Origin of the sequence: Silvanigrella paludirubra, from assembly GCF_009208775.1 — a bacterium.
GTDB classification, from domain to species: Bacteria; Bdellovibrionota_B; Oligoflexia; order Silvanigrellales; family Silvanigrellaceae; genus Silvanigrella; species Silvanigrella paludirubra.
In genome coordinates this window covers 468,889-483,942 of the sequence record NZ_WFLM01000004.1, presented here as the reverse complement: position 1 = coordinate 483,942, position 15,054 = coordinate 468,889, and the positions used below count along the sequence as shown (strand labels likewise).

The 15,054-nt window shown below is 27.9% G+C and carries 17 protein-coding genes; 10 read left to right on the top strand and 7 right to left on the bottom strand.

Features of this window, described 5'->3' with window-relative positions:
• Positions 1 to 11 precede the first annotated feature (11 nt).
• The 7 genes from GCL60_RS12810 (at position 12) to GCL60_RS12780 (ending at position 6,011) form a co-directional block, all read left to right on the top strand.
• Positions 12 to 791 (top strand): hypothetical protein, encoded by a 780-nt coding sequence (locus GCL60_RS12810; RefSeq protein WP_153421058.1) that lies wholly within the window; start codon positions 12 to 14, stop codon positions 789 to 791.
• 89 nt (positions 792 to 880) lie between these two features.
• A complete protein-coding gene (locus GCL60_RS12805) occupies positions 881 to 1,660 on the top strand; it encodes a hypothetical protein (protein WP_153421057.1) in 780 nt (259 codons plus the stop codon).
• Positions 1,661 to 1,751: 91 nt separating this feature from the next.
• The gene (locus GCL60_RS12800) at positions 1,752 to 2,531 is read left to right on the top strand and encodes a hypothetical protein (RefSeq protein ID WP_153421056.1); all 780 of its coding nucleotides are present in this window, start codon (positions 1,752 to 1,754) and stop codon (positions 2,529 to 2,531) included.
• An 89-nt stretch (positions 2,532 to 2,620) separates the two neighbouring features.
• Positions 2,621 to 3,400 carry a hypothetical protein gene (locus GCL60_RS12795; protein ID WP_153421055.1) on the top strand — a complete coding sequence of 260 codons (780 nt, stop codon included), beginning with the start codon at positions 2,621 to 2,623 and terminating at the stop codon, positions 3,398 to 3,400.
• Positions 3,401 to 3,491: 91 nt separating this feature from the next.
• Positions 3,492 to 4,271 (top strand): hypothetical protein, encoded by a 780-nt coding sequence (locus tag GCL60_RS12790; RefSeq protein ID WP_153421054.1) that lies wholly within the window; start codon positions 3,492 to 3,494, stop codon positions 4,269 to 4,271.
• Positions 4,272 to 4,362: 91 nt separating this feature from the next.
• On the top strand, positions 4,363 to 5,142 hold the full coding sequence (locus GCL60_RS12785; RefSeq protein WP_153421053.1) for a hypothetical protein: 780 nt from the start codon (positions 4,363 to 4,365) through the stop codon (positions 5,140 to 5,142).
• Between the two features lie 89 nt (positions 5,143 to 5,231).
• Positions 5,232 to 6,011, top strand: a complete 780-nt coding sequence (locus GCL60_RS12780; RefSeq protein ID WP_153421052.1) for a hypothetical protein — start codon at positions 5,232 to 5,234, stop codon at positions 6,009 to 6,011.
• Between the two features lie 26 nt (positions 6,012 to 6,037).
• On the opposite strand, the gene GCL60_RS12775 is transcribed toward GCL60_RS12780, so the two are convergent.
• On the bottom strand, positions 6,038 to 6,928 hold the full coding sequence (locus GCL60_RS12775; RefSeq protein ID WP_153421051.1) for a hypothetical protein: 891 nt from the start codon (positions 6,926 to 6,928) through the stop codon (positions 6,038 to 6,040).
• Between the two features lie 108 nt (positions 6,929 to 7,036).
• Between GCL60_RS12775 and GCL60_RS12770 the strand changes: the two genes are divergently transcribed.
• Positions 7,037 to 7,387: a Rossmann-fold NAD(P)-binding domain-containing protein gene (locus GCL60_RS12770; protein WP_153421050.1), complete on the top strand. Its 351-nt coding sequence runs from the start codon at positions 7,037 to 7,039 to the stop codon at positions 7,385 to 7,387.
• 787 nt (positions 7,388 to 8,174) lie between these two features.
• Here GCL60_RS12770 and GCL60_RS12765 read toward each other — a convergent pair.
• The 5 genes from GCL60_RS12765 to GCL60_RS12745 form a co-directional block, all read right to left on the bottom strand.
• Positions 8,175 to 8,453 carry a SemiSWEET transporter gene (locus tag GCL60_RS12765; RefSeq protein ID WP_153421049.1) on the bottom strand — a complete coding sequence of 93 codons (279 nt, stop codon included), beginning with the start codon at positions 8,451 to 8,453 and terminating at the stop codon, positions 8,175 to 8,177.
• 237 nt (positions 8,454 to 8,690) lie between these two features.
• Positions 8,691 to 9,488 (bottom strand): SDR family NAD(P)-dependent oxidoreductase, encoded by a 798-nt coding sequence (locus GCL60_RS12760; RefSeq protein ID WP_153421179.1) that lies wholly within the window; start codon positions 9,486 to 9,488, stop codon positions 8,691 to 8,693.
• Positions 9,489 to 9,513: 25 nt separating this feature from the next.
• Positions 9,514 to 9,801, bottom strand: a complete 288-nt coding sequence (locus GCL60_RS12755; RefSeq protein ID WP_153421048.1) for a SemiSWEET transporter — start codon at positions 9,799 to 9,801, stop codon at positions 9,514 to 9,516.
• A 50-nt stretch (positions 9,802 to 9,851) separates the two neighbouring features.
• On the bottom strand, positions 9,852 to 10,856 hold the full coding sequence (locus GCL60_RS12750; protein WP_153421047.1) for an ABC transporter substrate-binding protein: 1,005 nt from the start codon (positions 10,854 to 10,856) through the stop codon (positions 9,852 to 9,854).
• An 88-nt stretch (positions 10,857 to 10,944) separates the two neighbouring features.
• The gene (locus GCL60_RS12745; RefSeq protein ID WP_161998204.1) at positions 10,945 to 11,679 is read right to left on the bottom strand and encodes a TerC family protein; all 735 of its coding nucleotides are present in this window, start codon (positions 11,677 to 11,679) and stop codon (positions 10,945 to 10,947) included.
• Positions 11,680 to 11,830: 151 nt separating this feature from the next.
• Here GCL60_RS12745 and GCL60_RS12740 point away from each other — a divergent pair, with 151 nt between their 5' ends.
• Together GCL60_RS12740 and GCL60_RS12735 are read left to right on the top strand one after the other, a co-directional pair.
• Positions 11,831 to 12,979 carry a 3,4-dihydroxy-2-butanone-4-phosphate synthase gene (locus GCL60_RS12740; RefSeq protein ID WP_153421045.1) on the top strand — a complete coding sequence of 383 codons (1,149 nt, stop codon included), beginning with the start codon at positions 11,831 to 11,833 and terminating at the stop codon, positions 12,977 to 12,979.
• Between the two features lie 56 nt (positions 12,980 to 13,035).
• Positions 13,036 to 13,827, top strand: a complete 792-nt coding sequence (locus GCL60_RS12735) for a phosphorylase family protein (RefSeq protein ID WP_153421044.1) — start codon at positions 13,036 to 13,038, stop codon at positions 13,825 to 13,827.
• Here GCL60_RS12735 and ftsY read toward each other — a convergent pair.
• The gene (gene ftsY / locus GCL60_RS12730) at positions 13,824 to 15,053 is read right to left on the bottom strand and encodes a signal recognition particle-docking protein FtsY (RefSeq protein ID WP_202614026.1); all 1,230 of its coding nucleotides are present in this window, start codon (positions 15,051 to 15,053) and stop codon (positions 13,824 to 13,826) included. The genes GCL60_RS12735 and ftsY overlap by 4 nt on opposite strands.
• Between the last annotated feature and the right edge of the window lies 1 nt (position 15,054).

Genomic DNA, 15,054 nt, shown 5'->3' with positions numbered 1-15,054 from the left:
AAGGATTAATTATGACAAGAAACTATTTATCACTACGTTTTTTTACAGATTATGAACCCTATGAAACTAAAGAATTTGGTGCCGAAGTTTTTGACAAATGGTTTGCATTAGACAAAAAGTTTCACCCTGAAGAATTTCAAGCTTATGAGGGTGCAAAAAATAAAGTTATTGTTGAAAGAGATGGTATTAATGCTCTTAAGGAAAAATGGGTGAGTGATATTATTCTTGGCAAAAGAAAAAGCGAACCTAAATATGAAATCAATTTTAGTTGGCTTTTTTCTGTGAAAAAAGACATCGAAGAAGGATATAACTTTCCTATTTATACTGCCATATATATGAGTTTAAAACAAAAAGAAATTTATATAATTGAGTTATTTAAAAATTTAGTCCCTATTTTTAAAACAAAATTTGCTGAGACTTCTAGCAATTATTCGTTAAAAAGAAAATATGAATTTCATTATAAATACCCTGAAGGAGCTACGTCCCAAAGAAAGACCGGACATGGTGTTACAAAATCAATTGCAACAAATATAATAACATTACCTTTAGTAACATGGATAAATTATTATGGAAGCGAACTAGTTAACTATATTGGCGAAGAAAAATTTAAAACCTTAAACACTTATAAAGTTGAAAAATTTTACGAAGGATATTTAGTAATTTGTTACCCTTCCCATAAATTAATGGAAAAAGAAGAAGCTTTAATCGAAGAAGAAAAAGTCATGCAACATTTAGGAAAACATCATTTTTTCGATCGTAGTAAAGTCGATATTCATGAATTATTTAAATAATATTATTTTATAAATTAAAACACTTAAAGTTACTTATGATTCATAATAAGTAACTTTTTAAAATAAAAAAATTATACAAAGGATTAATAATGTCAAGAAATCACTTATCGTTCCGTTTTTTTACAGATTATGAACCATATGAGACAAAAGAATTTGGTGCCGAAGTTTTTGACAAATGGTTTGCTTTAGACCAAATTTTTCACCCCGAAGAATTTCAAGCCTATGAGGGAGCAAAAAATAAAGCCATTGTTTCAAGAGATGGTATTAACGCTCTTAAGGAAAAATGGGTGAGTGATATTATATTTGGCAAAAGAAAAACCGAACCTAAATATGAAGTTAGTTTTAGTTGGCTTTTTTCTGTGCAAAAAGATATAGAAAAAGGATATAACTTTCCAATTTATACTGGTATACATATGAGTATGCGACAAAAAGAAGGCTATATTATAGAACTTTATAAACATTTAATCCCTATTTTCAAAACTAAGTTTGCAGATCTTTCCAGCAATCACTCGTCAATTAGAAAATATGAATTTCATTATAAATACCCCGAAGGAGCTACTTCTCAAAAATGGACAGGTAATAGTGTTAAAAAATCAATTACCACAAATATTATTACATTACCATTAGTTACATGGATAAATTATTATGGAAGCGAACTAGTTAACTATATTGGCGAAGAAAAATTTAAAACCTTAAACACATATAAAGTTGAAAAATTTTACGAAGGTTATTTGGTCATGTGTTACCCATCTCATAAATTAATGGAAAAAGAAGAAGCTTTTATCGAAGAAGAAAAAGTCATGCAACATTTAGGTAAGCATCATTTTTTCGATCGTAATAAAGTCAATATTCATGAGTTATTTAAATAATATTATTTTATTAATAAAAACACTTAAAGTTACTTATAATGAATAATAAGTAACTTTTTAAAATAATAAAATTATACACAGGATTTATCTTATGGAAAGAAATTATTTAAAACTACGTTTTTTTACAGATTATGAACCCTATGAAACTAAAGAATTTGGCGCCGAAGTTTTTGACAAATGGTTTGCATTAGATAAAAAGTTTCACCCTGAAGAATTTCAAGCTTATGAGGGAGCAAAAAATAAAGTTATTGTTGAAAGAGATGGTATTAACTTTCTTAAGGAAAAATGGGTGAGTGATATTATTCTTGGCAAAAGAAAAAGCGAACCTAAATACAGAATAAGTTTAAGTTGGCTTTTTTCTGTACAAAAAGATATAGAAAAAGGATCTAACTTTCCTATTTATACTGGCATATATATGAGCTTAAAACAAAAAGAAAATTATATAATTGAGTTATTTAAAAATATAGTAACTATTTTTAAAACGAAATTCGCTGAAACTTCTAGCAATTATTCATTAATAAGAAAATATGAATTTCATTATAAATACCCCAAAGGAGCTACATCTCAAAGATTAACGGGACATGGAGTCAGAACATCAATTGCAACAAATATTATTACATTACCTTTAGTAACATGGATAAATTATTATGGAAGCGAACTAGTTAACTATATTGGCGAAGAAAAATTTAAAACCTTAAACACATATAAAGTTGAAAAATTTTACGAAGGTTATTTGGTCATGTGTTACCCTTCCCATAAATTAATGGAAACTGAAGAAGCATTAGAAGAAGAAGAAAAAGTCATGCAACATTTAGGAAAGCATCATTTTTTTGATCGCAGTAAAGTCGATATTCATGAGCTATTTAAATAATATTATTTTATAAATTAAAACACTTAAAGTTACTTATTATGATTAATAAGTAACTTTTTAAAATAATAAAATTATACAAAGGATTAATTATGACAAGAAATTATTTAACAATAGGCTTTATAACCGATGAAGAAGCATATGAAACTAAAGAATTTGGCGCCGAAGTTTTTGACAAATGGTTTGCTCTAGACAAAAATTTTCATCCTGAAGAATTTCAAGCTTATGAGGGTGCAAAAAATAAAGTTATTGTTGAAAGAGATGGTATTAACGCTCTTAAAGAAAAATGGGTTGATGGTATTATTTTTGGTAAAAGAATAAAGGAACCTAAATATAGTATAAGTTTATGTGATCTTTTTTCGGTAAAAAAAGACATAGAAAAAGGAATTATTTACCCAAGTTCTACATATATATATATGTCATTGAAAAACAAAGAAAATTATATAATTACACTTTATAAACATTTAATTCCTATATTCAAAACTAAATTTGCAGATATTTCAACTAGACATTCTAATATAAAAAGATATAAATTTATTTATCATAAACCGCAAGGTTGTTCCAGTGAAATAAGCATCGGCAATGGTGTTACAAAATCAATTGAAACAAATATTATTACATTACCATTAGTAACATGGGTAAATTATTATGGAAGAGAACTAGTTAACTATATTGGCGAAGAAAAATTTAAAACCTTAAACACTTATAAAGTTGAAAAATTTTACGAAGGTTATTTGGTCATGTGTTACCCTTCTCATAAATTAATGGAAAAAGAAGAAGCTTTAATTGAAGAAGAAAAAGTCATGCAACATTTAGGAAAACATCATTTTTTCGATCGTAGTAAAGTTGATATTCATGAGCTATTTAAATAATATTATTTTATAAATTAAAACACTTAAAGTTACTTATTTTTAATAATAAGTAACTTTTTAAAATAATAAAATTATACAAAGGATTTATCTTATGGAAAGAAATTATTTATCACTACGCTTTTTTACAGATTATGAACACTATGAAACTAAAGAATTTGGAGCCGAAGTTTTTGACAAATGGTTTGCATTAGACAAAAAGTTTCACCCTGAAGAATTTCAAGCTTATGAGGGAGCAAAAAATAAAGTTATTGTTGAAAGAGATGGTATTAACTTTCTTAAGGAAAAATGGGTAAGTGATATTATTCTTGGCAAAAGAAAAAGCGAACCTAAGTTCAATATAATTTTTAGTTGGCTTTTTTCTTTACAAAAAGATAAAGAAGAAGGATATAATTTTCCTATTTATACTGGCATATATATGAGCTTAAAACAAAAAGAAAAATATATAATTGAGTTATTTAAAAATATAGTAACTATTTTTAAAACAAAATTTGCTGAAACTTCTAGCAATTATTCATTAATAAGAAAATATGCATTTCATTATAAATACCCCGAAGGAGCTACTTCTCAAAAATGGACAGGCAATAGTGTTACAAAATCAATTGCAACAAATATTATTACATTACCTGTAGTAACATGGATAAATTATTACGGGAGCGAACTAGTTAACTATATTGGCGAAGAAAAATTTAAAACCTTAAACACTTATAAAGTTGAAAAATTTTACGAAGGTTATTTGGTCATGTGTTACCCTTCCCATAAATTAATGGAAAAAGAAGAAGCTTTAATCGAAGAAGAAAAAGTCATGCAACATTTAGGAAAACATCATTTTTTCGATCGTAGTAAAGTTGATATTCATGAGCTATTTAAATAATATTATTTTATAAATTAAAACACTTAAAGTTACTTATGATTCATAATAAGTAACTTTTTAAAATAAAAAAATTATTTAAAGGTTTTATCATATGACAAGAAATTATTTAGCAATTCGATTATCTACTGACTATGAAACATTTGGTTCCAAAAAATTTGGAGCAGAGGTTTTTTACAAATGGTTTGCTTTAGACAAAAAGTTTCATCCCGAAGAATTTAAAGCTTATGAAGGCTCAAAAAATAAAGTTATTTTAGAGAGAGATGGTATAAATGTACTTAAAGAAAAATGGCTGAATGATATTGTTCTTGGTAAAAGAAAAAATAAACCAAAATATGACTTTATTTTTTTCTATCTTCCTTCTTGGCAAAAATCATTAGAAAAAGGAGATATGTTCCCTATTCGAACTGGTTTCTATATGCCCATCAATCAAAAAGAAGACTATATTATTGAGTTTAATAAATTTATTATACCCATTTTAAAAACAAAGTTTGCCCATATTTCAACAAATCATTCTATTGAAAAAAAATATAGATTTATTCTTGAAAAGCCAGATGGGGGGTCTTCACAATTAATTTCAGGAACAACAGTTACAAAATGCCTAAATACCAATTTCATTACATTACCTTTAGTAACATGGATAAATTATTATGGAAGCGAACTAGTTAACTATATTGGCGAAGAAAAATTTAAAACCTTAAACACATATAAAGTTGAAAAATTTTACGAAGGTTATTTGGTCATGTGTTACCCTTCCCATAAATTAATGGAAAAAGAAGAAGCTTTAATCGAAGAAGAAAAAGTCATGCAACATTTAGGAAAACATCATTTTTTTGATCGCAGTAAAGTCGATATTCATGAGTTATTTAAATAATATTATTTTATAAATAAAAACACTTAAAGTTACTTATTATGAATAATAAGTAACTTTTTAAAATAATAAAATTATACACAGGATTTATCATGGAAAGAAATTATTTAACAATAGGCTTTATAACTGATGAAGAAGCATATGAAACTAAAGAATTTGGCGCCGAAGTTTTTGACAAATGGTTTTCTTTAGACAAAAAGTTTCACCCTGAAGAATTTCAAGCTTACGAAGGAGCTAAAAATAAAGTTATTGTTGAAAGAGATGGGATTAACGCTCTTAAAGAAAAATGGGTGAGTGATATTAATCTTGGCAAAAGAAAAAGCGAACCTAAATATAATATAAGTTTATCAACAAGAACTTTTATACAGAAATATATTGAGCGGGGCGCCTTTTTCCCTATATGCACTGAAATTTATATATCATTAAAGTATAAAGAAGACTATATTATTGAATTATATAAAAATTTATTACCTATTTTTAGAACTAAATTTGCAGATCTTTCAAGCAGACATTCATCAATTAGAAAATATGAATTTCATTATAAATACCCCGAAGGAGCTACTTCTCAAAAATGGACAGGTAATAGTGTTAAAAAATTAATTACCTCAAATATTATTACATTACCTTTAGTAACATGGATAAATTATTATGGAAGCGATCTAGTTAACTATATTGGAGAAGAAAAATTTAAAACCCTAAGCACATATAAAGTTGAAAAATTTTACGAAGGTTATTTGGTTATGTGTTACCCTTCCCATAAATTAATGGAAAAAGAAGAAGCTTTAATCGAAGAAGAAAAAGTCATGCAACATTTAGGAAAAAATCATTTTTTCGATCGTAGTAAAGTTGATATTCATAAATTATTTAATTAATAAATTGCATCATTATAAATTAATTTTTACTTTTCTATTCTTAAATTAAAAGGAATTTTTTCTTCTGCATAAACTATCAATTGATCAAATGATTGAATATGTATAACATGAATATTTTCTTCATCAAATTTAGAAAAATCAACTTGAGAACGTTCTAATATAGGGACTAAATTCTTTCTTTCAATTAAAAATGATTTAGAATCATCATCATGTGGGATGAGAACATACTCTGAAGGTGGCAAGATAAAATTGACATCCACAAGTAACATAGCAATTAAAACGTTACCTAAAGAATGATTCCCATAATAGTTCCATTGAGAAGCATAAAAAATATCTCTTTCTTCTAAAGTTTGTAAATAGTTCATATGACTATAATAGGCATCTGATAGAGATATATTGTTATCTTTTGAAAATTGATTCAATTTTTCAACCATAAATTTACCCAAATACATGCTTCTTCTAGAGCCTATCACTTCCACTTTTTCTTCTAATGCTTTATTCATAAGAAAATTACAATCCGTCTCAATGCAGCTCATAATCCAATTTTCATTAAATTTATTATTAAAGTCTAGCAAAGAATATTTCTCTTGGTTTTCAAAAATAATTGGTTTTTCTTCTTTTTTAATAGCATAGTTTGTAATTAAAAAATTGATTATTTGAAAGGCTAACTGAAAATCAAACTTTGAAGATCCTGATAATATTTTAATACTATAATTTTTCTCACATATTTTTAAAATTTCAACAGAACGACAGGTATTTTCACTGATAAAAAAATGAACTTCATGAAACGGCCATTTCTTAAAATATAATGGTAATTCAAGTTCTTCTTCTCTACAAATCACATTACTATCTTTAAAATGACTCATAAAATCTTTATATAAAAAATCTTTACATTTTATTTTAAACATATAACTCATTATTAAAACTACCTTTAATTATAAATTCATATAACACAATCCTTATGGATTTAATCAATATTCTACAAAATATCAATAAATTTTTAAATTTCTTAGCATGCAGGACAAATTAGGGGCGTTGAAGGCTATTTAGAAAGTTCTGCTATGGGTGTTTTTATTGGTCACGTAATTGGAAATAAGTTAACAAAAAAGAAACAATTAACGATCCCTCCAGCAAATACTTCTCTCGGCTGCCTTGCCCGTTACTGTATTTATGGCGAAGCAAAAAAGTTTACGCCCATGAATATTCACTGGGGATTATTTAATCAATTAAGCAAAGAAGATATTAATAAATATAGCACTCACCCTGAACAAGTTTTAAAAATGAAAAAAATAGATAAATCGGTGAAAAGAGAATTGATGGCCTGTCGTTCAGAAGATTTATTTCAGCAGTGGTATAAGAGTGAGTTTGGGGAATAGAGATAAAAATTACAGAGGATCTCAACTTTTATTTCATTAAGATCTCGATGTTGTTTTTGAGCGCCCTCATTTTTTTGAAATTTCCGATATATTAAAACCTTGGTCACTCATTTCTTGAACATCATTTTTTAATAGATTAAAATTAATTATTTTTCTTAAACCAAACCAAAGCGAATAGAATGAGGCATAAAAAAAGGGCGATATAAAGCGCAATTGTTGGTATTTGAAAGTAAAATACTTTTTTATTATTATAAGAATACTCAATCGAAAAGCCAATGTTTTTATTGTTCTCTATTTTTCTAATGAAGGGAATTTTTTCCTCTTGTCAAAAAAATTCTTCAGAAAAGGGTCAGCTTTCGCCGACCCAACCCTATGACAAAATTTTCCAACCGAGGATCATTATTGTCAGGAAAACGAGTAGGATTATAAGACCTTGAGTGTTACACTCAATTTTCAACTTAGACTTGCGGTTAGACAATTTAAGTTGAAATGGCTTGCATTCCGTGCTAGATTCCATTTTAGGGAGTTTCCGATGCTTCATCATCGTACTCCTTTCTAAAGTACCGAGTAGTCCGTCTACTCGGTATCTTTTTGATAGGCCATGTCTCCTACCTCGTCAAACCTAGTACAAATTTATTTTAATTTAAATTTATTTTCATAAATAAAATAGTTACCTTGCTTGTTACTGTATTTATGGCGAAGTAAATAAGCAAACACCCATAAATATTCGCTGGGAATTTTATTTTAGTAATAAAATGATAAATAATTCATCTTTCATTTAATCAAATTACTTTCTATTTTCTTTATAAAATTCTATAAAAGTAATGAATAAAATAATAAAAGCAAAAAGAAATGTAATTGACTCAGCAAAAATGATAACATAATCTTTAATTAAAATTCCATATACTAACCAAAAAAAGACCCCAATTGTAAACATGGAATACATAACAATAGAAATACCTTTGGTACATTTTGTTTTAATTGTTTTTATTGCTTGTGGTAAAAATGAAAATGTTGTTAGTATGGCTGCAAGATATCCAATATAAAGATCAATATTATTAAACATAAAATATTTTCCTTAAAATTTGTTCAATAAATTTTGAGAAAAAGCAGAGAAAAGAAACAAAAATGCATATAAATTCTTTTATAGCAATAAGCTTTATTTGTAAAAAAAAATGGAGGTAAAAATAAGTATTCACCTCCTGTTTTTACAAATTATATTTTTTATCAATCCAAAAAAATAACATATTTTATAGATAATGATTTTAAATTTTTTAAGAAAAATTCATACCATAAAGCAAATTTAAACAATCCCTCTTAAAATACCGCCTTCAGCTCTTAACGAAGCTCCATTTGTCGCAGAAGCCAATGGACTACATACAAAAGTAACCATATTAGCAACCTCTTCAACGGAAGCAAATCTTTGAATTAAAGAAGAAGATCGGTATTCTTTAAAAAATGTTTTTTCCATGTCTGAATTAGAAACATTATTTTGGGTAGCGAGTTCAGAAATATATTTTTCAACTCCTTCAGACCAAGTAGGCCCTGGTAAAACAGAATTTACAGTTACACCTGTTCCCGAAGTTGTTTCGGCAAGTCCTCGAGCCAAAGCTATTTGTGCTGTTTTTGTTACTCCATAGTGGATCATTTCAGACGGAATATGAATACCAGATTCACTGGAAATAAAAATAATTCTTCCCCAATTTTTTTTCTTCATTTTAGATAAATAAGCTCTACTTAATCGAATTCCAGATAAAACATTTTGATTCATAATTCGAATCCAATCTTCATCCGTAATTTGATCAAATTCTTTTGCCGAATATATACCAAAATTATTTACTAAAATATCAAGGTCGTTTACTTGATGGATTAATTTTTCAGTACCTTCAAGGGATCCCACATCGGCAGCAATTCCATGAATATTTTGTTTAAATGGATTTGATTTGGATAAAGATTCAATCGCTTTTTCAACACGCTCTTCGGTTCTACCATTAATAATAACCGAAACACCTTCATTTAATAAAGCTTGTGCAATGGCAAAACCAATTCCAGTTGTAGATCCCGTAATAAGAGCTTTTTTACCACTTAACTTTAAATCCATTTCAATTCCTTTCAAATTAAATAAATTAAATTCCATTCACTCTCTTATTTTTTATATAATTAACAAAAGTAATAAATAATATTATAGATGCAAAAATAAAAGTAATTAAATTTGCTAATATAATGATAAAATCATTTATTAGATATCCATAAAGTAACCAAAAAAATATTCCCGTTGTAAACATAGAGTACATGACAATGGAAATTCCTTTTGTACATTTTGATTTTATAGTTTTTATAGCTTGGGGTAAAAAAGAAAATGTTGTAAGACAAGCTGCTAAATAGCCAATATAGACTTGAATATTATGGGACATTAAATAATTTCCTTAAACTAAAAATCATTTTATATCCTAACGCTTTTATTTTAATCAATCAAGTTTGATTGTTTTTCTATTTCAGGTGGAAGAATTAGATTTTTCTTTTTTAATTCTGATTTACTGAATATAAAAATGCCTTCTTGCAAATTAATTGGATTATAAGTTCTTGGCAATAAGTTTTTATTTGAAAGAATTTTAAAGGATAACTCAGCAGCCGCTTTTCCTTGAGATTTTGCAGTCGTTACGAGCCCTCCAATCGCTTTTTCTTTTCCTATACTAAAGTCCCAAAAACCAAAAACAGGGATTTTTGAATTTTCTGACGACCAATGAATCACGTCTTCTGTATCAACATTTTTTTTATTAGAGTCTATTAAAGAAGAAAATAGACCAACAATAATAGCGTCATAATTATGTTCTGCTTTTATTATATTTTCTTGCCAATCTAAATATGTAGATACAATTTTAAAATCAAATTTTATTTCTGATTTTAAAATATAAGATTCTTTTCTCAAAAATTCTTTTTGAATTATATTTGAAGTGACATCATTATCAAATAAAATGAGAACTTTTTTTGCTTTTGGAATTAATTCTTTAATATATTCTCCAGCTGATTGTATTAAAGGACGTTCTAAAACACCTGTTATATAATTTGGGTTTTGATTAAAATATTCTTGTGGATTATTATTTATTCCAAGATAAACTGTTTTTATTTTTTTTTCTTCTAATTTTGTTCCCAAATATTTTAAGGCTGCATCGTCTCCTAATATTACCAAAATGGGTTTTACTTTTAATATTTTTTCAAAAGCAAACTGAGCTACTTTTTCATGTTGATCTTTTGGTAGAATTTTTGTGTTCATTTGAAAAATCTGAATTTTATAATCTAAACCTAAATATTTTTTTATCTCTTTAACATAGTCTTGATCCCATTTATATTCCTGGCTGTAGCTTTCAACAATAAAAATATCTCTTTCTCCGGAATAAGCATTTTTGGTTAAAATAAAAAAAACAAAATATAAAATTATTTTAAATATATAATTTTTATATAGATACATAAAATTTCCTTAAAATAAAAAATATTCTAAAAATAATTTTATGTTTTATATTAAATTGTAGCTAATTTATTTTCGCCAAAAAAATGGCTTAAGACTTAAATTTATGAGGAAATAGTTTATTTAAAACCATAGCTCCAGCTAGTATTCCAAGCATTAAACCAAGAAAAAGTTCTTCATGCATTGCTTTATCAATGGTGAGTGTTGTAAATCCAAGGTTTAAATCTTTTAATTTTAAAATGACATTTAATCCTGCAATACCAACAAGAACAAATGCTGTTTTTTCTAGAATTGGAAATTTTTCAATGAGCGAAACAAAATATTGAGCCGCAACTCTCATTAGTAATACACCTAATACGGCACCTGTAATAAGTACCCATTTTACATCGGATATAGCTAAGGCAACCGCAATGGAGTCGACAGAGAACATAATATCCATTAATTCAACTTGAAGAATAACCATAACAAAGGTTCTTGTACTAACAAGTAAAGATGCACCTATTACCGCATTTGAAGAGTCCGATTCATCAACAGCACTCTTTTTATGGAAAAAGAGTTCATGAATTGCCAAATACACCAAATAAATACCAGCTAATGCTTTTACCCATTCAAATTGCATTAACCATACACCAATAAAAATAATTCCTACCCTAAAAACATAAGCTCCCCAAAGCCCCCAAACTAATGCTCGTTTTCTTTGCAAAGGGTCTTTTAATTTTTTTCGAACTAATGCGGCTAAAGCAAGGGCATTGTCAAAACTCAATAAGCCTTCCAGAATAACTAACTGTATAATAATAAGCAGATGCGTTGTGTTTAATTCGCTCAATGGAATTTCCTTTCTTAAAAGAGAAAATCAACGAAAACATTTAATGATTTGAACTAAAACTTATGATAATGCAAGGATTGATAAATTATCATTTGAAATGACAATATAAAGTCTTTTTTTTGATAATCCTAACGAAGGGAGCCCTTAAAAAGTGGAACTAAGTGAAAAATACATCTCAGAATTATTTTCAATAAAAGAAAGACTAAAAAAAAGTTTACAAGCTTTCAAAAATGGAGAGCTTATTCTTGTAGGTGATGATGGCTTAAGAGAAAATGAGGTTGATCTTGTTTTTCATGCTAAAGGTTCTACCCCTCAAAATGTAAATTTTGCGATTACTCATGCTAAGGGACTATTATGCGTTTCCTTAAGTCATGATATTGCAAATCGCCTTGGAATTGGTACAGCACCAAATTTACCAGGAGGTATTTCTCATACAAACTTCACTTTAAGTGTCGATGCAAAACATGGGATAACAAGCGGAATTTCTGCAAAAGATCGAGCTCATACGATTTCACTTATGGCAGATCCCCAAGCTACAATTCAAGATTTTATTTCGCCTGGCCATGTATTTCCATTGCGCGCCATGAATGGTGGACTTTTAGCAAGAGCTGGACACACAGAAGCATTATATGAGCTTTGTCGCATGACAAATTTACCTTATGCAGCAGCTATGTGTGAAGTTTTAGGTGAAAATGGAGAAGCAATAAATCCAAATTTATTTACTTGCGATCATAAATATCCAGTATTTAAAAATATTCCTTTTATTTCAACAGTTGATATTCTTTGGAATCGTATTTTATTTGAAAATTCAAATGAATCTGTTTTTGAAAAAAATGAAGAATTCATACCTTCAAATTTAAGAGAAAAACCTATTGCTGTTTATTTATTAAATCCTAAATTAGAAAAAAGTATTACTTTAACAACTATTGTTACAATTTATAATCAAAATATAACTCCAGAAACTACACGAATATCTATAACAAACACAGCACAAAGTTGGGACAACTCCGTTTCTTTATCAAATTGTAGTGTATCTATTTCCATGTTCAGTACTGGAAATTGTTTAGAAAAAATTCCAACCTGCATAAATGATTTTTGTGATATGAGTGCTAAAGAAGGTCTAAATAATACAAAAACTTCTGTAAAAAGAGTTTTAAGCTTATTAAGAAGTTTTCAATTTATTAATGAATTAACCAAAAATAAATTCAATTTAATTCAAAATATAAATAAATTAAATTTTATTGTTGAAGAAGATAAATCCTTTTTAGCTGCCTTATTAAAATGCAATGAAAACGACTGATAGCCAATATTTATTTCTCTAAAGATTATTGGCTTAAAAAATATAGGATATAAAAAATGAATATAAAAAAATCTATAATAGCTTTATTAAGTTCTTTAACTTGTTTTGCATGTTCTGCTTCAGAAAATAAAATAAATGCAGAAAACAAAAATTCAAACAAAACTCCAAAAAATATTTTAATTCTCATGGCTATGCAAGATGAAGCAAATCCTTTCATTGAGAAATTAAACTTAAAAAAAGAAGAAAAATTAAATCCTTTATATAGAAATAATTATTATTCGGGAAATATAAATGGAAACCATATTTACTTATTAGTGAACGGTAAAAAGGGAAACACAGATTATGTCGGCTCCGAAGCAACTGTAATTAGTTTAGTATTAGGAATTGAAAAATTTAAACCTGATATTCTTATAAATGTAGGAACTTCTGGTGCCTTAACAAAAAGTGGAATAAAAATTGGTGATATTTTAAATATTTCTGAAAGCTATTATTTGGATCGTAATATCCCAATTCCAGATTATAAAATTTACTCAGAGGGTCATTTTAAAGCGAGTTTATTAGACACTAAAGCAAAAAAACATAAAATATGCTCCTCATTATCTTTTGTAACTAAAGATAATATTAATAGCAAAATGAAATCTTTAGGATGTGAAGTTTTTGATATGGAAGCGGCATCTTTTTCATTTATTTCTTCTGAAGCAAATAAAAAGTTTTATATTATAAAAGGGGTCACTGATTATGTGGATGGAGAATTTAATGCTGTTGCATTTCAAAATAATTTTAAAATAGTAAGCAATAAACTAGCTGAATACGTAAAAAATAAATTGGAAAATATAAATTTAAATTAAGATTCTGCAAACAAAGCATTTACAAATTCATGTGCTTCAAATACTTCAAGATCTTCAACAGATTCACCAACCCCAACATAACGAATTGGCAATCCAAGCTCTGAAGCAATCGCAATTGCTATACCACCTTTTGCGGTGCCATCTAATTTTGTTAAAACAAGACCCGTTATATTAACAACTTCTAAAAATACTTTTGCTTGCTGAAGAGCATTTTGACCTGTTGTGGCATCTAGTACTAATAAAACTTCATGCGGAGCATCGGGATTTTCTTTTGAGATCACACGTCCAATTTTAGCTAATTCTTGCATAAGATCTTGTCGATTTTGTAATCTTCCAGCAGTATCAATTAAACAAACGCTGGAACCATTTTCTGAGGCCTTTTTAACCGTTTCAAATGCAACAGATGCGGGATCAGAGCCCTCTTTTAAACGAATCATTTCCGCATTGGATCGTTGCGCCCAAACAGCAAGCTGTTCTACGGCAGCAGCTCTAAAAGTATCGGCTGCACCAATGACTACTTTTTGTCCTCTTAAATGGGCTTTATAGGCAAGTTTCCCAGTTGTTGTTGTTTTTCCAACCCCATTTACACCAACCATAAGCACAATATGTGGTAATTTTTTATCGGAAAGACTTTGTAAAGGATTTTCAAGAATTCCTTTTGGATTTTCTTTTGTGGCCGTTAAAATAGTAAAAATTTCTTCTCTTAAAATATTTTTAAATATTTTTGGATCGGAATAATCTTCCGCATTCATGCGTGCTTTCACTTTGTCAACCAAATATTCGGAAGTACGAACTCCGACATCGGCTTGAACTAATAATTCAAAAAGTGTTTCAAGCGCCTCAGCACGACTCGCCTTATCTTTTTTAGAAATAAAAAACTCATCTAGTCCAGTAATAATTTGGCTGTGTGTTTTTCTTAATCCACCCTTTAATCTATCAAACCAATTATGAGTAGGTTGCGATTCCTTTAAAGAAACTTCTTTAGGAACATCTTTAATTACAGGTGGTGATTTTTTTTGAGTTTTATTTTCTAATAAATGTTCTTGTGCTTTTCGTTCTGTTAAATCGATTAAAGATTCACGGAGAGATTCTTTTTCTTTTGGAAGAGAATCTGTATGAATTTTCTTTTTTCTATTATAAAAAATATTAATAATAATAAGAACTATTATGGCCGAAACAACAACGCCGGCAGCAATCATAAATTGATCGCTTGTTAAGTTATTCATT